At 57.9% G+C, this 23715-nt stretch carries 20 protein-coding genes; 14 read left to right on the top strand and 6 right to left on the bottom strand.

Annotated features, from left to right (window positions below; genetic code table 11):
- Positions 1-26: 26 nt before the first annotated feature.
- From pdxR to JL015_RS20485, 3 genes are all read left to right on the top strand, one after another.
- Positions 27-1586: a MocR-like pyridoxine biosynthesis transcription factor PdxR gene (gene pdxR / locus JL015_RS20495; protein WP_201019728.1), complete on the top strand. Its 1560-nt coding sequence runs from the start codon at positions 27-29 to the stop codon at positions 1584-1586.
- Between the two features lie 151 nt (positions 1587-1737).
- Complete coding sequence (locus JL015_RS20490; RefSeq protein ID WP_201019727.1) at positions 1738-2652, top strand: bestrophin family protein; 915 nt, start codon at positions 1738-1740, stop codon at positions 2650-2652.
- Between the two features lie 88 nt (positions 2653-2740).
- A complete protein-coding gene (locus tag JL015_RS20485; protein ID WP_201019726.1) occupies positions 2741-4345 on the top strand; it encodes a glucan 1,4-alpha-maltotetraohydrolase domain-containing protein in 1605 nt (534 codons plus the stop codon).
- A 23-nt stretch (positions 4346-4368) separates the two neighbouring features.
- Here JL015_RS20485 and JL015_RS20480 read toward each other — a convergent pair whose 3' ends face one another.
- From JL015_RS20480 to aspA, 3 genes are all read right to left on the bottom strand, one after another.
- Entirely contained in the window at positions 4369-5373 is a 1005-nt protein-coding gene (locus tag JL015_RS20480; protein WP_201019725.1) for an asparaginase, read from the bottom strand.
- Positions 5374-5399: 26 nt separating this feature from the next.
- Complete coding sequence (locus JL015_RS20475; RefSeq protein WP_201019724.1) at positions 5400-6851, bottom strand: alanine/glycine:cation symporter family protein; 1452 nt, start codon at positions 6849-6851, stop codon at positions 5400-5402.
- Positions 6852-7134: 283 nt separating this feature from the next.
- Entirely contained in the window at positions 7135-8559 is a 1425-nt protein-coding gene (gene aspA, locus JL015_RS20470; RefSeq protein WP_201001264.1) for an aspartate ammonia-lyase, read from the bottom strand.
- Between the two features lie 415 nt (positions 8560-8974).
- On the opposite strand from aspA, the gene JL015_RS20465 reads away from it, so the two are divergent.
- Positions 8975-9877: a LysR substrate-binding domain-containing protein gene (locus JL015_RS20465; protein WP_201001263.1), complete on the top strand. Its 903-nt coding sequence runs from the start codon at positions 8975-8977 to the stop codon at positions 9875-9877.
- 42 nt (positions 9878-9919) lie between these two features.
- On the opposite strand, the gene JL015_RS20460 is transcribed toward JL015_RS20465, so the two are convergent.
- On the bottom strand, positions 9920-10618 hold the full coding sequence (locus tag JL015_RS20460) for a hypothetical protein (protein ID WP_236250245.1): 699 nt from the start codon (positions 10616-10618) through the stop codon (positions 9920-9922).
- Between the two features lie 322 nt (positions 10619-10940).
- Here JL015_RS20460 and purE point away from each other — a divergent pair, with 322 nt between their 5' ends.
- From purE to JL015_RS20440, 4 genes are all read left to right on the top strand, one after another.
- Entirely contained in the window at positions 10941-11432 is a 492-nt protein-coding gene (gene purE / locus JL015_RS20455) for a 5-(carboxyamino)imidazole ribonucleotide mutase (RefSeq protein ID WP_025262557.1), read from the top strand.
- 9 nt (positions 11433-11441) lie between these two features.
- Positions 11442-12524 carry a 5-(carboxyamino)imidazole ribonucleotide synthase gene (locus JL015_RS20450; protein WP_201001261.1) on the top strand — a complete coding sequence of 361 codons (1083 nt, stop codon included), beginning with the start codon at positions 11442-11444 and terminating at the stop codon, positions 12522-12524.
- 128 nt (positions 12525-12652) lie between these two features.
- Positions 12653-12901, top strand: a complete 249-nt coding sequence (locus JL015_RS20445) for a GlsB/YeaQ/YmgE family stress response membrane protein (protein ID WP_117167855.1) — start codon at positions 12653-12655, stop codon at positions 12899-12901.
- Between the two features lie 72 nt (positions 12902-12973).
- Complete coding sequence (locus JL015_RS20440) at positions 12974-13507, top strand: DUF3299 domain-containing protein (RefSeq protein WP_201019723.1); 534 nt, start codon at positions 12974-12976, stop codon at positions 13505-13507.
- A gap of 10 nt (positions 13508-13517) precedes the next feature.
- On the opposite strand, the gene JL015_RS20435 is transcribed toward JL015_RS20440, so the two are convergent.
- Both JL015_RS20435 and JL015_RS20430 read right to left on the bottom strand, forming a co-directional pair.
- Positions 13518-14417, bottom strand: a complete 900-nt coding sequence (locus JL015_RS20435) for a D-hexose-6-phosphate mutarotase (protein WP_201019722.1) — start codon at positions 14415-14417, stop codon at positions 13518-13520.
- A 93-nt stretch (positions 14418-14510) separates the two neighbouring features.
- Entirely contained in the window at positions 14511-14912 is a 402-nt protein-coding gene (locus JL015_RS20430; RefSeq protein WP_025262552.1) for an acyl-CoA thioesterase, read from the bottom strand.
- Positions 14913-15344: 432 nt separating this feature from the next.
- On the opposite strand from JL015_RS20430, the gene JL015_RS20425 reads away from it, so the two are divergent.
- The 6 genes from JL015_RS20425 (at position 15345) to phoU (ending at position 23647) form a co-directional block, all read left to right on the top strand.
- Positions 15345-16634, top strand: coding sequence for an MFS transporter (locus JL015_RS20425; RefSeq protein WP_201001258.1), 1290 nt, complete (start codon positions 15345-15347; stop codon positions 16632-16634).
- 171 nt (positions 16635-16805) lie between these two features.
- On the top strand, positions 16806-17804 hold the full coding sequence (locus tag JL015_RS20420; protein ID WP_201001256.1) for a phosphate ABC transporter substrate-binding protein PstS family protein: 999 nt from the start codon (positions 16806-16808) through the stop codon (positions 17802-17804).
- Between the two features lie 390 nt (positions 17805-18194).
- Positions 18195-20228 carry an ABC transporter permease subunit gene (locus JL015_RS20415; protein WP_201019773.1) on the top strand — a complete coding sequence of 678 codons (2034 nt, stop codon included), beginning with the start codon at positions 18195-18197 and terminating at the stop codon, positions 20226-20228.
- Positions 20229-20243: 15 nt separating this feature from the next.
- Positions 20244-21914, top strand: a complete 1671-nt coding sequence (gene pstA / locus JL015_RS20410) for a phosphate ABC transporter permease PstA (RefSeq protein WP_201019721.1) — start codon at positions 20244-20246, stop codon at positions 21912-21914.
- A 67-nt stretch (positions 21915-21981) separates the two neighbouring features.
- Complete coding sequence (gene pstB / locus JL015_RS20405) at positions 21982-22815, top strand: phosphate ABC transporter ATP-binding protein PstB (protein ID WP_201001252.1); 834 nt, start codon at positions 21982-21984, stop codon at positions 22813-22815.
- 70 nt (positions 22816-22885) lie between these two features.
- Positions 22886-23647, top strand: a complete 762-nt coding sequence (phoU, locus tag JL015_RS20400; protein WP_201001250.1) for a phosphate signaling complex protein PhoU — start codon at positions 22886-22888, stop codon at positions 23645-23647.
- The last annotated feature ends 68 nt before the right edge of the window (positions 23648-23715 follow it).

Below are 23715 nucleotides of genomic sequence, written 5' to 3'. Positions count from 1 at the left end.
CCGATAGATTTCATAGGACCAATTCCATGCTTTCAGGCTCTCCCGCGTTTCCTTTGAACCTCGCCGGTATCGAACTGGATCGGCGCAGGGGCTTGAGTCGGCAGCTTTATCAGGTCTTGCGCCAGCGGATTCTCGATGGCGGTCTTGCCAGTGGCACACGTTTGCCTGCCAGCCGTGATCTGGCGCAGTCGTTGTCTATTTCCCGCAACAGCGTGATGCGTGCCTACGATCAACTGTATGCCGAAGGATTTATCGAAGGCCGCATCGGTGATGGGACTTACGTCGCCCGGTTACCCGATAAGGCGGTGCCTGTTGAACGTTCGCCTGTGAAAAAATTATCCACTGAACTACCCACAGGCTTATCAACAAGGTTACGCACAGGTTTATCCACATTTCCCGCCGAAAACCCTCAGGAAGTACCCGATCAAGTTATCCACAGCTCGGCGTTGGAGCTTCTGCAAAAGCATCATCTGAATGTTCCCATCAAGGGCGCGCCACGCACATTTCGAGTGGGCGTACCGGCTTTCGATCTTTTTCCCTTTGCCATATGGGGCAAGCTGCATGCGGCTTTTTGGCGCAAGCCGGACCTCCAGCTTCTGGGCTATGGCGAGGCAGCAGGAGAGTGGCGTCTTAGAGAGCTGGTTGCCTTGTATTTGCGTTCTTCTCGCGGGCTGCATTGCTCGGCTGAACAAATAGTGATCACCAGTGGCGCACAGCAGGCAATCAGCCTTTGTGCACAGTTGCTGTTGGAGGCTGGCGACGGTGTGGCTGTGGAAAACCCTGGCTATCGGGCGGCAGGTCATGCCTTTGCCGTTGCGGGAGGCAGGTTGAAGGGCATTGCCGTCGATGAGGAGGGCATGCGCTGTGCGGATCTGGAACACACCGACTGTAAGCTGGCTTACGTCACGCCATCCCACCAATACCCGACCGGTGTGGTCATGAGCCTCGCTCGCCGCCTGGAATTGCTGGCCTGGGCAAAAAAGACCCAGGGCTGGATTGTCGAAGACGACTACGACGGCGAGTACCGCTATAGCGGCGCGCCTTTGGCACCATTGGCGGCGCTGGATGGGGAAGGGCGGGTTCTGTATGTCGGTACTTTCGGCAAGGTGGTTTTCCCGGCATTGCGTCTGGGGTATCTGGTCTTGCCCTTGGGGCTGGTCAAGCCGTTCAGCCAGCGTCGGGGTGTGGATATGCGTCACTCCGAGGTCAGCACCCAGATGGTGATGGCGCAATTTATCGCCACTGGTCACTTTCAACGGCATATCCGCCGCATGCGTCGCGCTGCCTTGAGCCGTCGTGATGCACTGCTGGCGGGCTGGCCGGAGAATATTCCGGGCTGTGGCGCGATGCCTAAAGTCGTGGCCGGTCTGCATGTCACGGTCAGAGTGGACAGCCTCACCCGTGAGCGGGAGTTGATCGAAAAGGCCGAGAGTGTCGGAGTCGAGATCACGGCATTGAGCAGTTATTGGTTGCCGGACTCCACCGAGCCTGTGGATAACCGTGCCGGACTGGTCCTGGGGTTTGCAGGCGTGCCAGAGGACGCTATTGCCGATGCGCTGGAGAGATTGCGTCAGGTCTGGCGGTAGGGGGGGCGCTTCCACACGGTATGCACGGAAATATTCGAGATCGGATAAAAACGAACCATCTGAGCCCGTGGCATTCAAACCTTGCGCAGTGGTGGGAAACTTTGCAGTCCCGCACGTTTATCGATGAGGTGATGCTTTGCAGCAGGCGATCATGGAGAGGTTTCGATTTCTGAGCAGGACATTTGGTTATGTAGGGTGGTCGCTCTTCTGGCTGCTGATCTGGGATGTGATTGTCACGGTCGACTTCATGTTGTACCTGGAGCGTAAGGTCACGCTGCCGTCCATGCCCCTTACCCTGCTGGGTTCGGCGCTGGTGGTCTTGATCAGTTTCCGTAACTCCAGCGCCTATAACCGTTGGTGGGAAGCCCGGACCTTGTGGGGTGCGCTGGTCAACAGCTCCCGCAGCTTCGCGCGTCAGGTGCTGACGCTGATTGAGGATGAAGACGGTATCAACCCGGTCAAGGCGCTGCTGCTGCGCCGGCACGTGGCCTACGTGAAATCCCTGTCGGCGCACTTGAAGGGCGATATCACCAAGGCCGATGTGCAGGCGTTGATTTCCCGTGAGGAATTCGAGCGCCGTCAGGACACCAATAACTTCCCCAATGACCTGCTCAATGCCTCCGCTGCACTGATTGCCAAGGAGTATAAGGCGGGCCGTCTGGACAGCATTCGCCTCGCTCGTCTTGAGTCGACAATGGTGGATCTTTCCAACTGCCAGGGCGGTATGGAACGTATCGCCAATACGCCGTTGCCTTATCCCTATGTGGCATTCCCCAGGCTGTTCATCACCCTGTTCTGCGTGATCGTGCCCATAGGGCTGGTCGAAACCCTGGGCTGGTTCACGCCATTGGCGTCTACAGTGGTGGGCTTCATGCTGCTGGCCATCGAAAAAATCGGCACCGACCTGCAAAGCCCGTTTCGCGCCAGCGAGCACGAAATCCAGATGGTCGCGCTGTGCGAGAACATCGAACGAAATCTGGATTCGATGCTTCGCGATGCCGAGGCGCAAAGTCAGGATGGCACGTCGGCTACAGGAATAAACAAGAGCTTTTCCGTAACGAATTGAAAGTACGTTCTGTCAGTTCTATCAGGTTACAGGCGTCCGGGCCGGGCCTACTCTAGCGATAACTTCCTTCTTCCCGAGGAGTATCGCCATGAAGCTCTTGAGGCTCGGTGCGCTTTCAATCCTGCTGTTGGTGACGCAGGCCGCCAGTGCAGATGACCTTCGCGGCAATACCCTTCAGGGCACGCGCAACGACGGCAATGATGAAATCGTGTTGCAAGGGTTTCACTGGAACTCCAGCCGTTCGAGCCCTGGCAGTTGGTACAGCACGTTGAAAACAATGGCTCCGCAGATTCGGGCTGACGGTTTTACCTCGGTCTGGATGCCTGTGCCCTGGCGTGACACTTCGCGCTGGAGCGATCCGGGGAGTGGTGCTTCAGGTGGTGGCGAGGGGTATTTCTGGCAAGACTTCGACAAGAACAGCGCCTATGGCAGCGATACCGAACTCAAGCAGGCGGTCGATGCGTTGAGCGCTGCCAGCGTCAAAGTGATTTATGACGTGGTGCCCAACCATATGGACCGCCAGCATGTCGGGCCTGCGCTCAAGGAGACCCTGAGCGACAAGACGGGTTGGCGCTATGGTTGCGCCCAGTGTGACGACGGCGATCCGTTCATGGGCGGTGATGCCGATCTCAATACGCAAAAGCCTGAAGTGTTCAACCTCTTCAAGAGCGAGTTCCTGAACCTGCGTGACAACTACTCCGCCGACGGCCTGCGTTTCGACTTTGTAAAAGGCTACAGTGCGACGACTGTGGATAACTGGATGAAAGCCTTCGGTGACCAGCAGTTCTGCGTGGGGGAACTCTGGAAGGCGCCGAACGAATATCCCGCCAACGACTGGCGACATAACGCCACTTGGCAGGACGGCCTGAAAGTCTGGTCCGATCAGGCGCATTGCACGGTATTCGACTTTGCACTCAAGGAGCGTATGCAAAACGCGGGGCTCGCCGAATGGCGATACGGCCTCAACGGCAATCCCGACCCTGCATGGCGTGCGGCAGCCATGACCTTTGTGGATAACCATGACACCGGTTATTCGCCGGGAGCCAACGGCGGCCAGCATCACTGGTCCTTGCCTGAAAACCTTCGGGATCAGGCCTATGCCTACATTCTCAGCAGCCCCGGAACGCCAACGGTGTACTGGCCGGACATGTATGACTGGCCACGTGGCCAACTGCTGCGCCAGTTGATAGAGATACGCCGTACAGCGGGTATCAAGGCCGATTCAGCGATCAGCTTTCTGGACAACTATTCGGGGCTGGTTGCCGAAGTGACAGGCTCGCAACAGATGCTGCTGGTTGCGCTGGGCTCCAACCTCAAGAGCGAAAGTGTGCCGGGCAGTTTCAGCCAGGCATTGGTGGCAGGCGACAACGGTGCCATACGGATCTGGCAGGCCAAAGGGGTTGATGTGCAGTTTCGCTGCGACAAGGGCGAGACCCAGGTCGGCGAGGGCGTTTATGTCGTGGGGTCGGGCTTCGAGCTGGGGGAGTGGAACCCCGCACGGGCCGTGCGCCTGAGTGATGTGAGCCAGTATCCCGTATGGAAAGGGCAGATCCGGCTTGCCGACAATACCCGCTATGAGTGGAAATGCATCGTGCGCAGCGAGGCTGACCCGAACAAGGTCATCAAGTGGCAGGAAGGAGGGAATACCGTGTTTGTTGCAAATGAAAAAGGTAGCAGTGCTGCTACCTTTTAGGTCCTGCTGTGGTGATGAGCTGCTTAACGCAGCTCTCCACACAGATCCAGCTCGACCAGACGCCGGACTTCTTCAATCTTCAAACCAGCACCCAGCAGCGCATGCAGTTTGCCAAGCGCTGCTTCGCGGGTCATGCCGCCACCGGAAAGAACGCCCACGCCGCGCAGACGGCTGCCTGCTTCGTAGACGTCCAGTTCGACACCGCCTTCATGACATTGAGTGATCGCAACCACGCAAATGCCCTGTTGTTGTGCACGCTCCAGGCTGGCAAGGAACGCCGGATTATCGCTCGGGCCGGTGCCGCTGCCGTAGCATTCAAGCACCAGACCTTTGATGCCGCTGTCGATCAGGCCATCGATCTGCGCTGCCCCGATACCGGGAAACAGTGGCAATGCCGCGACATTTGCCAGCGTCTTGGGTTGGCGATAATCCAGCGCCTCAGGCAATGACGAGACAGCCTGGCCGCCACGCGAGCGTTGCAGAGGTGCGAACGGATGACGACCGAAGCTGCGGATCTTCGCACAACGGGTTGGCGCCAGCAGTTCACCGTGGAAGTACAGGTGAACGCCCGACGACAAACCCGAACCCAGTGCCAGCAGGGCGCCGTTGACGTTTTCCCAGGCATCGCTGTCGGGAACGCCGGCCGGGAGCATGGAGCCGGTGAAAACCACTGGTGCATTGAGTCCCAGCAACTGGAAGCTCGTTGCGGCAGCGCTGTAGGCCAGAGTGTCGGTGCCATGCAGCACCAGCACCGAGTCACAGCCATCCACATCCACGGCTTCGATCACCGCTTCGCGCAGGCGTAACCAGTAATCGGGCGTCATGTTGGCGCTGTCGATCAGAGGTGACATCTCGCGAAAACGCCACTGCGGCACGACCAGTTCAGGCAATTCGGCCAGTTGCCCGGCCATCCTTGCCTCGAAACCGGACGCTGGAGCCAGGCCATTGGCGCTGGCTTGCATGCCGATGGTGCCGCCGGTGTAAAGAACCATCACTCGCTGAGCGGGTTGGGGTGCATCATGAGTCATGGTTCTCTCCTGCGGCATTTCGGTTGTCAGTTTGCTTGTGAAACAGGCTTGGCTGCTGCGTCAACGCCAGCTTGAGGCTGTTGCGTCGGGTTGGCAGGCCATGCGTTGCGGTCCAGATCCAGATCCGGGAACTTGCTGGAATCGAAGACCGGAACCTTGATGCCTGCCTTACGCTGCTCATCGTAGTCACGCAGGATGCGCATGGCGACCTTGAACAGCAGGGCCAGGGCGATCAGGTTGACGAAGGCCAGCAGGGTCATGGCGATGTCGGCGAAGGCAAACACCGTCTTGAGGTCAACCACTGCGCCCCAGAAGATCAGAGCCAGAACCACGATGCGGAAGCCGACGATGGCCTGGATCTTCTCGCCTACCAGGAAGCGCAGGCTGTTTTCGCCCAGGTAGTAGTTGTAGAGGATCGAGGTGAATACGAACAGTGCCAGCGCAACGCTGATGAAGATCCGACCCCAGTCGCCCACTACGGCTGCCAGAGAGTTCTGCGCCAGAACGATACCGTTGCCGCTGTAGCCTACGTCATAGATACCGGACAGCAGGATCAGCAAGGCGGTGCAGGTGCAGATCAGGAAGGTGTCGAGGAATACGCTGAACGCCTGAACCACGCCTTGGGCAACCGGGTGCTCGACCTGTGCAACGGCGGCAACGTTCGGGGCACTGCCCAGACCGGCTTCGTTGGCGAAGACGCCACGTTTCACGCCCATCACGATTGCGCTGCCGATCAGGCCGCCAAACACCGGGTCAAGACCGAAGGCGCTTTTGACGATGGTCAGCAGCATGCCTGGAACGTGGTCGATCTGAATGGCGATGACGTAGATGGTAACCGCGATGTAGGCCAGGGTCTTGACCGGTACCAGCAGGTCGGAAATGGCAGCGATACGCTTGATGCCACCGATGAACGCCAGGCCCAGCAGCACGACCAGGCAGATGCCGGTGGTCATCTGGTCTACGCCGAATGCGCTGTTGAGCGAGTCGGTCACGGCGTGGGATTGCAGGCCGTTGAAGGAGAGACCGAAAGTCATGATCAGCAAGACCGCCATGACCATACCCAGCCAGCGTTTGCCCAGACCATGCTGGATGTAGAACGATGGACCGCCGCGGAACTGGCCTTCGGAGTCCTTGCGTTTGTAGAGCTGAGCGAGAGAACACTCGATGAAGCTGCTGGACATGCCGACCAGCGCGGTAACCCACATCCAGAACACTGCGCCTGGACCGCCCAGTGTCACGGCAAGGCCGACACCTGCGATGTTGCCTGCTCCGACGCGGCCCGCAAGGCTGAGCATCAGGGCCTGGAACGAACTCAGTTGACCCGAGCTGCTACGCAAGCTGTCGCGAAACACCGCGAACATGTGAAAGAAGTGACGAAACTGAACGAAACGCGAGCGGATCGTGAAGTAACCACCAAGGCCTACGATAAGGACGATGAGGACCTTTCCCGAGAGGAAGTCGTTAATCATTTCCAACATTTTTGTTATTCCTCGCTACTTTTGAGGGGGCGCACTATACCGGTGCAAAGTTTTTACGTCTGTAGCCGCTTTGTTGTGTAACTGAATCTTCATTTGCGGTGCGAAACGAATGTCTTTGCCAGGACCTCAGCAAAAACGGGGTTTTCAGCTGCCCAAACTCCTTATTATTGGTCGTCAGCAAGCAGGCAAAAAAAAGGGTCTGGAGAATCACTCCCAGACCCCCAAAAGGTGAGGGGTGTCTAGGCCCTCAACCTGGTGAGCATGTTACGCAAGGCATTTTCGGTCAGGCCTTCAGTGGCGCCAGACGCGGAGCAATCATGTTTTCCGGACGCAGGATGTCATTGAGCATCGCGTCATCCAGCAAGCCTTCTTCACGGACCAGTTCCAGTACACCGCGGCCACTTTCCAGGGCAATGCGGGCGATACGGGTCGAGTTTTCGTAACCGATGTAAGGGTTCAGTGCAGTGACCAGACCGATCGAGTGCTCGACCAGTTCACGGCAGCGTTGTTCGTTGGCGGTGATGCCGACGATGCAGTGCTCGCGCAACATGTCCATGGCGCGTTGCAGCAGGCGGATCGAGTCGAAAATCTTGTAGGCGATCAGCGGCTCCATGACGTTGAGCTGCAACTGGCCGCCTTCGGCTGCCATGGTCAGGGCCAGGTCGTTGCCGATGATTTCAAAGGCAACCTGGTTGACGGCTTCCGGAATGACCGGGTTGACCTTGCCTGGCATGATCGAGCTGCCTGGCTGACGCGCTGGCAGGTTGATTTCATTGATGCCGGTGCGTGGGCCGCTGGACAGCAGGCGCAGGTCGTTGCAGATCTTCGACAGTTTGACTGCGGTACGCTTGAGCATGCCGGAGAACAGGACGAAGGCGCCCATGTCGGAAGTCGCTTCGATCAGGTCGGCGGCTGGAACCAGTGGATGGCCGCTGATGGTCGCCAGACGTTCAACCGCCAGCTTCTGATAGCCAGGGTCGGCGTTGATGCCGGTACCGATGGCGGTACCGCCCAGGTTCACTTCGGTCAGCAGTTCAGGAGCCAGAGTACGCAGGCGGTTCAGGTCTTCGGTCAAGGTTGTGGCGAAGGCACGGAATTCCTGACCCAGGGTCATTGGAACCGCGTCCTGCAACTGGGTACGGCCCATTTTCAGTACGTGGTTGAATTCTTCGCCTTTGGCTGCGAAAGACTGGATCAGGCTTTCGAGGCTTGCGAGCATGGCGTCATGACCCAACAGCAGGCCCAGACGGATTGCCGTCGGGTATGCGTCGTTGGTCGACTGAGCCATGTTCACGTCGTTGTTCGGGTGCAGATGCTTGTATTCGCCTTTCTCGAAGCCCATGGCTTCAAGAGCGATGTTGGCGATGACTTCGTTGGCATTCATGTTGGTTGAAGTGCCAGCGCCGCCCTGGATCATGTCGACGACGAACTGATCGTGGAAGTCGCCGCGAATCAAACGTGCGCAAGCTTCGCTGATGGCAGCGTGCTTGGCATCGCTGAGGTGTCCGAGCGTGTGGTTTGCATCAGCTGCCGCCTGCTTGACCATTGCCAGTCCAACGACCAGTTTCGGGTAGTGCGAAAGCGGAACGCCGGAGAGGTGGAAGTTGTTCACTGCTCGCAGGGTCTGGATACCGTAGTAAGCGTGAGCAGGTACTTCGAGAACACCAAGCAGGTCTTTTTCGATGCGCAGTGATGCAGGCGAGGACATGATAGAGATCGTCTCAAATAAGGCACAACAATGCCGGAACGCCCCGAATGTTGGGGTTTGAGCTTGAAATTGACCAATGCTGTTAAACGCTGCCCTATGCAATAACGGCATAATGTGAATGTGACGTGGGTTTCTCTTTGTACGTAAACAGGACAAAATGTCGCACTTGTAATTGTTTTTGTCGCAGAGGCGACGTTATCTGGCAAATTGCGCGGCAGAATGAATTGGCAGGTGCAGAGTGAATGTCCCGGTTAAAGGGGGCATGTCCTGTCTGGACGTTGCGCAGCAGGAGCGGATTTATCCGCGAGACGTCATTGAAGGCGATGCATCTTCTTCGTGTATGCGGGCCTCTCGCGAATAAATTCGCTCCAACCGAATTTCTTTCATTCATGTCCCGAATGTCCGGGAGGACGTAATGAACCTGGAAAGCAAATGGCTGGAAGATTTCAGTGCCCTGGCTGCCACCCGCAGTTTTTCCCAGGCAGCTGAGCGTCGCTTCGTGACGCAACCGGCATTCAGCCGTCGTATCCGCAGCCTGGAGTCGGCGCTTGGGCTGACACTGGTCAACCGCTCGCGAACCCCTGTCGAACTGACGGCAGCCGGGCAGTTGTTTCTGGTGACGGCGCGCACGGTCGTCGAGCAGTTGGGTGAAGTGGTTCGCCATCTGCATCATCTTGAAGGCGGGCAGGGCGAAGTCATCCAGGTGGCGGCGGCGCACTCTCTGGCGCTTGGATTCTTTCCCCGCTGGATCGCCCAGTTGCGCAATGATGGCTTGAACATTGCGACCCGGCTGGTGGCAACCAACGTGGGCGATGCGGTGCATGCGTTGCGTGAAGGTGGCTGTGACCTGATGTTGGCATTCTATGACCCGGATGCAGCCTTGCAGATGGATGCGGAGATCTTCCCTTCATTGCATCTGGGGCACACCGAAATGCTGCCGGTCTGCGCTGCGGACGCCAATGGTCAGCCGCTTTTCGATATGGAAGGCGAAAACAGCGTGCCACTGCTGGCTTACAGCGCCGGTGCCTTTCTGGGGCGTTCGGTGAATCTGTTGCTGCGCCAGCGCAATCTGCGTTTCACCACGGTTTATGAAACGGCAATGGCCGACAGCCTGAAAGGCATGGCGCTCGAAGGATTGGGGATCGCCTGGGTGCCGCATTTGAGCGTGCGGGCCGAGCTGGAGCGTGGCGAACTGGTGGTGTGCGGCGGGCCGCACTGGCATGTCCCGCTGGAGATTCGTCTGTACCGCTGCGCCCTGGTGCGCAAGGCCAATGTCCGATTGTTATGGCGCAAGCTGGAGGGCGGCGCTGCCCAATGAAGGCTACGCCGCGCCGGATGACCTTGCAGGCAGTACCCGGCCTTACGGGAATGCGCTCAAATGCTCGGCGATGGTCTTCTTGTTCCTGTCGCTGTAGATATAACAATTGGACCTTATCTTTTCGCGAGTGGGCGTTATATTGGTTTCACACCACCAGCCACCCCTGAATAATACTTCCGAGTGTTCATGAGTTCCGCCCAGCATGTGGCCTATCTCATGGGCGGCGGTGGTATAGGTCTTGATGGAGGCTATCGCTGAATAGTGCCTCTCGCGGGTATAACCCAGTGTTTTTTCGTTGATGGGGTGGCGGGTCAAGAGCAGGTATTTGGTTGTTCCGTTCAGGGGCAGATTGTTTTCCTGAATATGACGTTCCACGAGTCGATCCCATTCCTGTTTACCCCTTTGCAGGTCAGTGGTCTGATAGCGAAAGCCGCTCAGCGCTGATTTTTTCTCGATGATATCGAGATAGACCCTGCGGCCCGTAAAGCTTTCGAGGTCCTTGATCATCCATGAAAAGTAATCACTTTTTATGTTGGCCCGTTCGGAAGCCGGTATGTCGTCATGCAGGAATACATACAGGAACAATGGGCGCTTTTCCTGGGCTTCACTGGCGCAGGCAGACAGAAAGTTTATTAACAGCAATGCACCAATCAGGGCCGAGAGTTTTTTGAAATTCATTTTCATATAAGTTAATCCATTAACAGAGTTGCAATGTTTTCCAGAATGAAACGTGTCGTTCATCAAGTGGGTGAGTTAAAGAGGTAACAGGAAGTGTTGAGGGGTTGTCAGTTGGCTTTTACTTCGAGAGAGGTAGTAGGGCACGGACGCAATCTGTAGGAATTTCTGCGGCAGATTTGTCATTCACGGGGCTGCTTTGCAGGCTGTCGGCAAGGTCCGTGTGCAGATGGTCGTCAGGGGGGCTGTCATCCTTGCGCTTTGAGGTATACTGCGCGGCCTTTGGCCGGTTGAATCGGCCATTATTCGTACAACAAGCCACGCCGGTCCTCCCGCGTGGCTTGTTGTTTTTTGATGCGCCTGCGGGCGCCCGATGAGAGGCACGACGATGAGCGCACTGGTTGGCGTGATCATGGGCTCCAAGTCCGATTGGTCCACCCTTAGCCACACCGCCGATATGCTGGAAAAGCTCGGCATCCCTTATGAAGTCAAGGTGGTGTCTGCCCACCGGACGCCGGATCTGCTTTTTCAGTACGCTGAAGAAGCCGAAGGCCGTGGTATCGAAGTGATCATCGCCGGTGCTGGCGGTGCTGCTCACTTGCCTGGCATGTGTGCTGCCAAGACGCACCTGCCTGTGCTTGGCGTTCCGGTGCAGTCCTCGATGCTGTCGGGCGTCGACTCCCTGCTGTCCATTGTGCAGATGCCGGCAGGTATTCCTGTCGCAACCCTGGCCATTGGCAAGGCCGGAGCGATCAACGCCGCTCTGTTGTCCGCCAGTATCCTGGGCGCCAAGCATCCTCAATTCCATGCAGTGCTGAAGAAATTCCGTACTGAGCAGACAGACAGCGTGCTGGATAATCCAGACCCGCGCCACGCCTGAGGTTTTTCCATGAAGATCGGTGTAATCGGTGGCGGCCAGTTGGGCCGCATGTTGGCTCTGGCAGGTACGCCACTGGGTATGAACTTTGCCTTTCTCGACCCCGCACCGGATGCTTGCGCTGCCGCGTTGGGTGAGCATCTGCGAGCCGATTACGGCGATCTGGATCACCTGCGTCAGTTGGCCGATGAGGTCGATCTGGTGACGTTCGAGTTTGAAAGCGTGCCAGCCGAAACCGTGGCTTTCCTGTCGCAGTTCGTGCCGGTCTATCCGAGCGCCGAGGCCTTGCGCATCGCTCGTGACCGCTGGTTCGAGAAAAGCATGTTCAAGGACCTGGGCATTCCGACGCCCGAGTTCGCGGATATCCAGTCGCAATCGGACCTGGACGCTGCTGTCGCCAGCATCGGCCTGCCCGCCGTGCTGAAAACCCGTACCCTGGGTTACGACGGCAAGGGCCAGAAAGTCCTGCGTACAGCTGCCGATGTGGTCGATACCTTTGCCGAACTGGGCAGCGTGCCTTGCCTGCTGGAAGGCTTCGTTCCGTTCACCGGTGAGGTTTCGTTGATTGCCGTGCGTGCCCGCGATGGTGAAACACGCTTCTATCCGCTGGTTCACAATACCCACGAAAACGGCATCCTGCGCATCTCCATCGCCAGTACCGATCACCCGTTGCAGGCTTTGGCCGAAGATTATGTCGGTCGCGTCCTGAAGCAGCTTGATTACGTCGGCGTTCTGGCTTTCGAGTTCTTTGAAGTCGATGGCGGCCTGAAGGCCAATGAAATCGCGCCGCGTGTACACAACTCCGGGCACTGGACTACCGAAGGCGCCGAATGCAGCCAGTTCGAGAACCACCTGCGGGCGGTTGCTGGCTTGCCATTGGGTTCCACCGCCAAGGTCGGTGAAAGCGCCATGCTGAACTTCATCGGTGAAGTACCCGCCGTGGACAAGGTCATCGCCATCGATGACTGCCACCTGCATCACTACGGCAAGGCCTTCAAGGCCGGTCGCAAGGTTGGCCACGCCACCGTGCGCAGCTGCGACCGTGCGACGCTGGACCGCCAGGTCAAGCTGGTCGAGGCGTTGATTCAAAACTGAATGCCTCCTGATTCCCGGCCCTTTGTTTTCAAGGGGCCTGGAACCAATCCTCTCTCCGTGTTCTCAGATAGCAGTAAGCCAACGCTGCCATCAGGCCTTGGCGTGTTCAACACAGACAGGGGAAATACATGGGCATCATCGGAACCATCTTTATCGGCTTGATCGTTGGCCTGCTGGCGCGTTTTCTCAAGCCGGGCGATGACAGCATGGGCTGGATCATGACCATCCTGCTGGGTATCGGCGGTTCTCTCGCCGCGACTTATGGCGGTCAGGCGCTGGGTATCTATCAGGCGGGCGAGGGCGCTGGTTTCCTGGGAGCACTGGTCGGTGCAATCATCCTGCTGTTTATCTACGGCATGATTAAAAAGAAGAGCTGATTTTTCATCTAGCCCTCTGTGCGCAGAGGGCTAGAATGCGCGGCAGTATTTTCCACTTTGCCGAGCTTTATGATGCGTCGTTTTCTATTGATGACCCTGCTACTGGTATCCGGGCTTGTACATGCCGAGATTCCCGAGACCGACTGGCTCGAACTCATGCCCAAGTCGGACCAGAAAGCCCTCGAAGCCATGCCCGAGATCGACCATAACTCTCCTGAAGCCATGGGGACCTTCGACAGCAAGGGTGGTTTGAAACAGAGCAAAGGGCTGCCCGCGGTCATGTATTCGACCAGGACCGTGGCCGACATGAATGGCAAGACGATCCGTCTCGGCGGTTATCCGGTGCCGCTGGAAACCGATGCCAAAGGCCATAGCACTTTATTTTTCCTCGTCCCTTATCCAGGTGCCTGCATCCATGTGCCGCCACCGCCTCCAAACCAACTGGTGCTGGTTCGTTACCCCAAAGGCCTGAAACTGGATGATATCTACACACCTTTGTGGGTAGTGGGTACGCTGAAGATTGAGAAGGTCAGTAACGATCTGGCCGATGCGGCCTATGCGATGGATGCATCTAAGGTCCGAGTCGTAGTCGACTCGGACCTCTGATATCCGGGGTTTAGAGCGCTTCACTCCAGATGCTGATCCCCAGGACATGCATGTCCTGCGGGGCCAGGGTCACGATATCGTCCAGCACGTTGGCGGTTTCGACACAGACCATGCGCTGCCAGCCATCGGGCTTCATATCGGCGAGTTTGCTGGTCTTTTCGATCCACGGGTTCCACAGGACAGCAGACTTCGAGCCGCTGGTCTGGATGAGAATCCGGCGTTTCCACTCTGGATCGACAATGCTGAGCAGCGGGGGCGTGTCCTGGTAGATGCGGTCGGTTTCGCCGCTGAATGTCAGGTCGCCGCTCTGCTGGCGTTCTTCCCAGTTTTCCAGGGTTTCGATATAGCGCAGGCCATCGAGCCCTTGAATGCTGATCTGGTGTACATCGCTGACAGCGAAGTAGGTGTGCAAGGCCTGACTGAAGCTGACGGCTTCGGTCCCGCTGTTATAGCTGACCAGGCTGACATTGAGTGCGTGGTCCAGGCGGATGCTGAGTTTCAGGGCTACGTTGTGCGGCCAGCCAGGTAAATGGCCTTCGGCCTGCGGCAGGACAAATTCCACCAGCAGCGCATCGCCATCTTCGCCAATCCCCAGCAGTTCCCAGTCCAGAGTCCGGACTTCTCCGTGGGCCTTTGCAGGCTCGCTGCTCTGGCGCATGGCCTGCACGCTTTGCGGGTTGCGCTCCAGGCTGCCGAACCATGGCCAGCAAATCGGAATGCCGGCACGAATCGGCTTGCCTTGCTTGAATTGCGCACCGTCATTCAGCCAGACCAGGGGCTCTTGCCCGGCGACCTGATAACTGAGGATATGCGCGCCTTGCTGGGCAACCAGCAGCTCTGCATCACCATGACGGATACGCCAGCAATTCAGCTCGTCGTACTTTACGGATTCAACCTGCGGTGTTGGCATGCGAAGTTCTCACTCAAGGACCGTGACAGAAATAGACTCTTTCAAGATCGATGAGTTTAGCCTTAACCGGCCGGTCTTTGCCCAGGCGACAATTTACCGTCGTGCAGGTACCGAGCGTGTCCTGCCGCTGCTGTCGATGGCCACGAAGACGAAGACGGCTTCGGTGACCTTGCGCCATTCGCTGCTTAACGGGTCATCACTCCAGACTTCGACCATCATCTTGATCGAGGTGCGGCCGACTTCCAGTGTGCGGGTATAGAAGGAAAGCTGTTCCCCAACGGCGACCGGAACCAAGAATGCCATGCGGTCGATCGCAACGGTCGCGACGCGCCCACCGGCGATCTTGCTGGCCATGGCGGTGCCTGCCAGGTCCATCTGTGAAACAAGCCAGCCGCCGAAAATATCGCCGAAACCATTGGTTTCACGGGGCAGAGCCGTAATTTGCAAGGCAAGGTCGCCTTGTGGGGTTGGATCTTCTTGTTCGAGCTCAATCATGCCTGGGGTGCCTCTGACCCATGACTCTCAGTGTTTTTACCGCGGTTGACAGGCGCCATTCAAAACTACGCAGGTGAACATTGTATGTTCGGCTGGCGTATGGCCCTAAAAGGGAAACTCTGCGAAAGCCGCTGGCTAAAGAGGTTTTTGCACAGATTCCCAGTGCGCTTGACGGTTTGCGAGTATATCGGGCGTTGCCCCATACGACGACCATTCGGCTTTCTTTTTACCTGATGCAGCTTCTCGCTAGGTGTTTTTTGAAACAATTTGCTATCTTGCCTGACCCTTACAGGTGACAAGACTGCCTGTACACGCAATTTTGGTGCCTATCTGCACAATTGCCCCGGACAATCGCTTCTGCACGCCACCCCGCCGCAGCCAGCGTAGCTGTCGTTCGCTCATTCAAAGAAAAGCCCAAAGAGAAGCCTTGTCATGTCATCCGTACCGTTAGATTCCGCGAAGTCAGCGCGGCCCTTGACCCGCAGCGATTACAAAACCTTGTCGCTTTCAGCCCTGGGTGGGGCGCTGGAGTTTTACGACTTCATCATTTTCGTCTTCTTCGCGGCCGTTGTCGGGAAGCTGTTCTTCCCTGCGGACATGCCCGACTGGTTGCGCATGATGCAGACCTTCGGCATTTTTGCCGCCGGTTATCTGGCAAGACCGCTGGGCGGCATCATCATGGCGCACTTCGGTGACCTGCTGGGTCGCAAGAAGATGTTCACCCTGAGCATTTTCATGATGGCCGTGCCGACCCTGATCATGGGTCTGCTGCCAACCTATGCCCAGATCGGCATGTGGGCTCCGATCCTGCTGCTGTTGATGCGCGTCATTCAGGGCGCGGCCATCGGCGGTGAAGTGCCGGGTGCCTGGGTATTCGTGTCCGAGCACGTTCCGGCCCGCTATGTCGGTTATGCCTGTGGCACGCTGACTGCCGGCCTGACGGCGGGCATCCTGATCGGCTCGCTGGTCGCAACCGTGATCAACAGCATCTACACCCCTGTCGAGGTTTCGGACTACGCATGGCGGATTCCTTTCCTGCTGGGCGGTGTATTCGGCCTGATGTCGGTCTACCTGCGTCGTCTGCTGCACGAAACCCCGGTGTTCGCCGAGCTGCAACAACGCAAGGCACTGGCCGAAGAGTTGCCGCTCAAGGGCGTATTGCGTGACCACCGTGGTGCGGTCGTTCTGTCGATGCTGCTGACCTGGCTGCTGTCGGCCGGGATCATCGTCGTGATCCTGATGACACCGACTCTGCTGCAAACCAAGTACGACTTCACGGCAGCCACTGCCTTGAAGGCCAACAGCCTGGCTATCGTTCTTTTGAGCCTGGGTTGCATTGGCGCGGGTGCGCTTGCGGATCGTATCGGTGCGGGTCTGGTATTGCTGCTGGGCAGCACAGGTCTGTTGCTCAGTTCCTGGACCTTCTATCACATGCTGGCCGCGCACCCGGACTGGCTGTTCCCGTTGTATGCCGTGACCGGTCTGTTCGTCGGTACCATCGGCGCAGTGCCGTACGTGATGGTCAAGGCGTTCCCGCCTGTGGTGCGCTTCTCGGGGCTGTCGTTCTCCTACAACGTGGCCTATGCGATTTTCGGCGGCCTGACCCCGATGGTCGTGACGCTCATGCTCAAGACCAGCCCGATGGCGCCGGCCTGGTATGTGGCGGCCTTGAGTGGTCTGGGTATGGCGCTGGGTCTCTATCTGATCGCCCGGAAGCGGTGATCGCCTCTCGCTGAAGCATTTTGTCTTGTATGAGGCATCGATAAAGGCTGCCATCCCGAAAGGGGGGCGGCCTTTTCATCTTATTGTCACAATCAATTCATAGAGTGTTCATACGACCAACCAATGATGGACGGTCAAAGACCCTCTACATACCCTGCAGGAGCGCAAGGCATGACACTCAAGAGCTTGATGACCGCACTGACATTCGTTGCCGCTGGAGTTGCGGCGGCCAATTCCTTTGCTGCTGTTGACCCTGCGATCAAGCCTTACGCCAAGACAACGGGTGTGTCCGGGAATCTGTCGAGTGTGGGGTCCGACACTCTGGCAAACCTGATGACCTTGTGGGCCGAGGCCTACAAGAAAGAATACCCAAGCGTGAATATCCAGATTCAGGCTGCCGGTTCATCGACTGCGCCGCCAGCCCTGACGGAAGGCACGGCCAACCTGGGGCCGATGAGCCGCAAGATGAAAGACGGTGAACTGTCGGCCTTCGAACTCAAGCACGGCTACAAGCCGACCGCCATTCCGGTGGCTGTGGATGCCCTGGCCGTATTTGTTCACAAGGACAACCCGGTCAAAGGCCTGACCATGCAGCAAGTGGACGCGATTTTTTCCGTAACCCGCCTGTGCGGTGCCAAGGCCGATGCCAAAACCTGGGGTGATGTCGGTGTGACCGGCGACCTGGCGAGCAAGCCGATTCAGTTGTTTGGCCGTAACTCCGTATCCGGCACTTATGGCTACTTCAAGGAAGAGGCACTGTGCAAAGGCGACTTCAAGGCCAACGTCAACGAGCAGCCAGGCTCGGCTTCGGTCGTCAGCTCCATCAGCAGTTCGCTGAACGGCATTGGTTACTCGGGTATCGGCTACAAGACTTCCAGCGTCAAGACTGTGCCTCTGGCCAAGAAAGAAGGCGCAGAGTTTGTCGAGGACAATGAAGCCAACGCCTTGAACGGCACTTATCCGCTGTCGCGTTTCCTCTACGTTTATGTGAACAAGGCACCGAACAAGCCTCTGGCTCCGCTGGAGGCCGAATTTCTGAAGCTGGTACTGTCAAGACAGGGCCAGGAAGTGGTGATGAAGGACGGGTACATTCCATTGCCGTCCCGTGTCGTCGAAAAGGCACTGACTGATCTGGGCCTGCAAGGTGCCTCGGGTGTCGCTTCCAAGTAACAGCAACACGAAGAGAGGCTGAAGGATTGGCCTCGCAACCCATTGAACAGTCCGCTGCCGGTTTTCCTGGGTGGCGGGCTTTTTTGCGTCACCTTGCTGTAATGTTTTTGTCATACAGAGCCGTTACGGTGTGCGCGCATGAATGATCTGGCTAAATCGAGAATGAATCAGAGTTCACCTCCACAGCGCATTGATTTCAATACGCCCGAGATGCAGCGAAAGCGCCGTGTTCGTGCCTTCAAGGATCGCCTGACCCGCTGGTATGTCGCCATCGGTGGCCTTGCCGTGCTTGCTGCCATCACCCTGATCTTTTTCTATCTCGCCTATGTCGTCGCGCCGCTTTTCAAGGGTGCCAGCCTGAGCGTGAAGACGCCTCTGAACGCTACCTGGATGCAGGACGCCGGCAAGCCGCTGATGATTGCCATCGAAGAACAGAACCAGATCGGGATGCGGGTTTCCGACAAGGGTGAAGTGATCTTCTTCGATATCAAGGACGGCAGCGAGCTTCAGCGCATCGGCCTGCCGTTACCGGCGGGTGTGACGGTCTCTTCCATCGGCAAGGATCAGCCCGGTGCGCCGCTGATTGCACTGGGCCTGTCCAACGGCCAGGTGCTGATCTTCAAGCACGCCTATCAGACCACCTATCCGGACAACAAAAAGACCATCACGCCGAGCATTGCCTGGCCTTACGGTGAAACCCCGTTGGTGCTGGACGATCAGGGCCGAGCGGTTGAGTACGTCACCGTCAGTGCCAGTGGTGACAACCTAAAGATTGCGGGCTCCACCGGAACCCAGTTGCATGTTCTGGCGCTTGAGCAGACAGAAAACATGATGACGGGCGAGATGACCCGCGAGCAGAGCCGCATCGATCTGCCGCAGATGTCCGCCGCCGTCAAAGCCATCTACATCGATCCTCGCCAGCAATGGCTGTATGTGATCAATGGTCGTGCCCAGGCCGACGTGTTCAGCCTGCGTGACCGCACTCTCAATGGCCGCTATAAGCTGCTGGAAGACGGTAACGCGGAAATCACAGCCAGCTCCCAGCTGGTGGGCGGCATTTCGTTGATCATCGGTAACTCCAAGGGCGGCATGAGCCAGTGGTTCATGGCCCGTGATACCGATGGTGAGCAGCGCTTCATGCGCGTTCGTGACTTCAAGATGAGCAACGCGCCGATCGTTCAGATCAGGGCCGAGCAACGTCGCAAGGGTTTCATCGCGCTTGATGCTTCGGGCAAGCTGGGCGTCTTCCACAGTACGGCACACCGGACCCTGCTGGTCGATCAGGTGGTCGAAGGTTCGGGAATCCTGGCGTTGTCGCCACGGGCCAACCAGATTCTGGTCGAGAGCTCAGGCATGTTGCTGCCCATGACTCTGGATAACCCGCACCCGGAAGTGTCCTGGAGTTCGCTGTGGGGCAAGGTCTGGTATGAAAACTACGATGCGCCTCAGTATGTCTGGCAGTCCACGGCTTCCAACAGTGATTTCGAGCCCAAGCTGAGCCTCGCGCCGCTGACCTATGGCACGCTGAAAGCCGCGTTTTACGCAATGATCCTGGCCGCACCGCTGGCCATTGCTGCCGCGATCTATACCGCTTACTTCATGGCTCCGGGCATGCGCCGCAAGGTCAAGCCGGTCATCGAACTGATGGAAGCGATGCCGACGGTGATCCTCGGTTTCTTCGCCGGGTTGTTCCTGGCGCCGTATCTGGAAGGCCACTTGCCTGGCATCTTCAGCCTGCTGCTGTTGACGCCCATCGGCATCCTGCTGGCGGGTTTCCTGTGGACCCGCTTGCCCGAGTCGATTCGTCTGCGGGTGCCCGATGGTTGGGAGAGCGCCATTCTGCTGCCGGTCGTGCTGCTGGTGGGCTGGTTTTCCCTGAGCATGAGCCCGCATCTGGAGAACTGGTTCTTCGGCGGCGACATGCGCATGTGGATCAGCAATGACCTGGGCATCACCTACGATCAGCGCAATGCACTGGTCGTCGGTATCGCCATGGGGTTTGCAGTCATTCCCAATATTTATTCGATTGCCGAAGACGCCGTCTTCAGTGTGCCGCGCAGCCTGACCCTGGGTTCGCTGGCCCTGGGCGCGACGCCCTGGCAGACCCTGACTCGCGTGGTGATCCTGACCGCCAGCCCCGGCATCTTCTCGGCGCTGATGATCGGCATGGGGCGCGCTGTGGGTGAAACCATGATCGTGCTGATGGCCACGGGGAACACGCCGATCATGGACATGAATCTGTTCGAGGGCATGCGAACCCTGGCGGCCAACGTGGCCGTGGAAATGCCGGAATCTGAAGTCGGGGGCAGCCACTATCGCGTGCTGTTCCTGGCAGCGTTGGTGCTGCTGGTGTTCACCTTTGTCATGAACACCCTGGCAGAGCTGATCCGTCAGCGTCTGCGCAAGAAATACTCGTCGCTTTAAGGAAGGCAGAACTTAGTGAAACGGGACTCTCTCAAGAGCTGGTTCAAAAGCGGCGCCCCAGGCGTCTGGCTGAGTGCGGGCGCTGTTTCCATCGCGGTCATCATGACGATCGGTCTGCTGGCCGTGATTGCCGTGCGTGGTCTTGGGCACTTCTGGCCTGCGGATCTGGTGTATGCGCAATACGATGTCCCCGATCAGCCACCGCATGTATTGATCGGTGAACTGGTCGAGCAGGAGCAGGTGCCTCGCGCGCGTCTCAAAGGTGCTGGCTTGCCGGTGCCGGAAAACGGCCCCGAGTTCATGACCCGCGAGTTGTTCAAGGTTGGTAACCGTGACGTGAACCCCAGCGATTTCACCTGGGTGGTCGGCGAATGGCTGACGAGGCAAAGCCTGCCTGCCGAACTGATGACACTGGAGCGTCGTGAGTGGGGCAACTTCTATGGCTATCTGGTCAACGTCAAGGAAAACGGCACTGTTGTGGCCGAAGGCGAAGCGGCCTGGCCGATGTTGCAAGAGCGCATCAAACGGGTCGCGAAGCTGGCCGACGAGCTTTACAGCCTGGAAAAGAAAGATATTGGCGCCATCAACCACGGTATCGAGCGTCTGCGCCTTCAGGCCCGCAAGCTGGAGCTGGAAGGCCGGCTCGACGCGACTGCCCAGGCGGACATGGCGGCCGAGCGGGCTGAACTGGATGCCCGCTACAAAGTGATCGAAGAGCGGCTTGGCGGCCTGCATCAGGCTTTCGACCGTGACAGCCTGACAGCCCGCGATGCCAACGGCAAAGAAGTCGAGATCAGCCTGGGCAAAGTGGTGCATGCCTATCAGCCCAATGCCATGGGGTTCTTCACCAAGATCGGTTTCTACTTCAAGAAACTCTGGGAGTTCCTGAGCGAAGACCCCCGTGAAGCCAACACCGAAGGCGGTATTTTCCCGGCCATTTTCGGCACGGTGATGATGACGCTGATCATGGCCGTGATCGTGACCCCGTTCGGCGTGCTGGCGGCGGTCTATCTGCGTGAATATGCGCGCCAGGGTACGGTCACACGCTTGATCCGCATTGCCGTGAACAATCTGGCCGGTGTGCCGGCCATTGTCTATGGCGTGTTTGGCCTGGGCTTTTTTGTCTATGTGCTGGGCGGTTCTCTGGACCACCTGTTCTTCCCTGAAGCGCTACCCGCGCCGACCTTCGGCACGCCTGGTCTGTTATGGGCATCGCTGACCCTGGCGCTGCTGGCGGTGCCGGTGGTGATCGTTGCCACCGAAGAAGGTCTGGCGCGCATCCCCTTGAGCCTGCGTGAAGGTTCGCTGGCGTTGGGTGCGACCAAGGCCGAAACCCTGTGGAAAATCGTTTTGCCCATGGCTAGCCCGGCGATGATGACCGGCCTGATCCTGGCCGTGGCCCGTGCCGCAGGCGAGGTCGCGCCATTGATGCTGGTGGGGGTGGTCAAGCTGGCGCCGTCGTTGCCGCTGGACGGGAATTACCCGTATCTGCATCTGGACCAGAAGATCATGCACCTGGGCTTCCATATTTATGACGTGGGCTTCCAGAGCCCCAATGTCGAGGCTGCACGCCCGCTGGTGTATGCCACGGCCTTGCTGCTGGTGCTGGTGATCGCCTTGCTCAATTTGTCGGCGGTCGCCATTCGTAACCATTTGCGCGAGAAGTACAAGGCGCTCGACAACTGATCCGAAAGTACCGCCCCGCACAGGCTGGGCGGTTCGATGATGCGAAAAGTTCGCACAGGAGCAATCCATGCAACACGAAGGCTCAAACCACGGCGTCAATATGTCGGCCCTGGGGCGTAACAAGTCGGGCTTGCACCTGGCCGATGAAATCGTGGCGATTGAAGTGCCGGGCCTGAACCTGTTTTACAGTGAAAAGCAGGCTCTGTTCGACGTCAGCCTGAATATCCCCAAGCAGAAGGTGACGTCCTTCATCGGCCCGTCCGGTTGTGGCAAGTCGACGCTGTTGCGCACCTTCAATCGCATGAACGATCTGGTCGACGGTTGCCGGGTGGAAGGTGCCATCAACCTCTATGGTCACAACATCTACAGCAAGGGCGAGGAAGTCGCCGAGCTGCGCCGTCGCGTCGGCATGGTGTTCCAGAAGCCGAACCCGTTTCCCAAGACGATCTACGAGAACGTGGTCTACGGGCTGCGCCTTCAAGGGATCAACAAGAAGCGCGTACTCGATGAGGCTGTCGAGTGGGCACTCAAAGGTGCAGCCTTGTGGGATGAGGTCAAGGACCGGCTGCATGAGTCGGCGCTTGGTCTGTCCGGCGGTCAGCAGCAGCGGCTGGTGATTGCCCGCACTATCGCCGTGGAGCCGGAAGTCCTGCTGCTCGACGAACCCTGTTCGGCGCTCGATCCGATTTCGACGCTGAAAGTTGAAGAACTGATCTACGAACTGAAATCGAAATACACCATTGTGATCGTTACCCACAACATGCAGCAGGCGGCACGGGTCTCGGATTACACCGCTTTTATGCACATGGGCAAACTCGTCGAGTTCGGTGATACGGATACATTGTTCACCAATCCGACCAAAAAACAGACAGAAGACTACATCACCGGTCGTTACGGCTAGGACGTGCTTCGTCAGCCCTGAACCACCGCTGCGTTTTCGCAATTAACCGGACGTTCCAAGGACACCCAGCATGATCCACAAAGACAGCCATACACATCACATCTCCCAACAGTTCAATGCCGAACTCGAAGAAGTTCGCAGCCATTTGCTAGAAATGGGTGGCCTGGTCGAGAAGCAGGTCAACGATGCCGTTACCGCCTTGATCGAAGCCGACTCGGGTCTGGCTCAGCGGGTTCGCGAAGTCGATGACCGGATCAACCAGATGGAGCGCAATATCGACGAGGAATGCCTGCGCATTCTCGCTCGTCGGCAGCCGGCGGCTTCTGACTTGCGTCTGATCATCAGTATCTCCAAGTCGGTCATCGATCTGGAGCGTATCGGTGATGAAGCGACCAAGATTGCGCGTCGTGCCATCCAGTTGTGCGAAGAAGGCGAGTCTCCGCGTGGTTATGTCGAAGTGCGTCATATCGGCGACCAGGTGCGTAACATGGTGCGTGATGCGCTGGACTCGTTCGCTCGTTTCGACGCCGAACTGGCCTTGTCCGTCGCCCAGTACGACAAAGTCATCGACCGGGAATACAAGACTGCGCTGCGTGAGCTGGCGACCTACATGATGGAAGATCCGCGCTCGATCTCCCGTGTACTGAACGTGATCTGGGTCCTGCGTTCGCTGGAGCGTATCGGCGACCACGCCCGCAATATTTCCGAGCTGGTGATTTATCTGGTGCGTGGCACGGATGTTCGCCACATGGGTCTCAAGCGCATGAAAGAAGAAGTGCAGGGCATCGTGAGCGAAACCTCTAATGTTCCGGGTAAGGCTGACGATAATTAAGATTGCCTGCGAAAAAAACGCCCAGCATGCGCTGGGCGTTTTTCGTTCAGGGGATTAATATCTGCATC

It is taken from the genome of Pseudomonas cichorii, assembly GCF_015471405.1.
In the GTDB taxonomy this organism is placed as follows: Bacteria; Pseudomonadota; Gammaproteobacteria; order Pseudomonadales; family Pseudomonadaceae; genus Aquipseudomonas; species Aquipseudomonas serbiensis.
This window is presented reverse-complemented; position numbering and strand designations above follow the sequence as displayed.